The following is a 590-nucleotide window of genomic DNA, read 5'->3' as shown; positions in this document are numbered from 1 at the left end:
GCCCCGAACCCCGCCTCCTGCACCGCGACCATCCACTCCTCGCTCCACCCGTCCCGCAGACCCACCACCAGCACCCCGACGTCGCCCACCGCCAACGCCAGCTCCACGCTCATCTCCCGCACCGTCCCCGTCACCACCTCCGGCGACACCCCCGGGTGCTGCGCCCGCAACCACGCCCGCACCGCCACCGACCGGTGGCGACGCACCCACGACCGCAACCACATCTCCGTCACGAACGCGTCGTCGTCCCCGAACTCCTCCGCCGACATCGCCGCCACCCCCGACAACGACCGCAACCGCCCGTAGTCCGGCAACGACCCCACGTCCACCTCCGGCGCCACCCGCCGCGAGGGGACACGACGCCCCACCTGACGACGCGGAGGACCCACCACCCCCGCCACCTCCGCGGCAGGACGCACCGGCGGGCGCACCGCCCACACCAGCACCGTCAACAACGCCGCCGGCGTCGGCCGCGGCCACGCCAGCTCGTCCCAGTGCGCAGGCAACGGCTCCGCACGACCCCCAGGCAACGACTCCACGCCGAGCACCCTGACAGCCACCCCCGACACAGCCCCGACGTACCCTCGGGA

The 590-nt window shown here is 74.4% G+C and carries 1 protein-coding gene; it reads right to left on the bottom strand.

The window, feature by feature from the left end:
* Positions 1 to 539 (bottom strand): hypothetical protein (locus tag AC0I8G_RS25840; RefSeq protein WP_471732500.1); only part of this gene is annotated, 539 nt, incomplete at its 3' end.
* Positions 540 to 590: the final 51 nt, after the last annotated feature.

Source organism: Kineococcus sp. AC630 (genome assembly GCF_979255925.1).
This window is presented reverse-complemented; position numbering and strand designations above follow the sequence as displayed.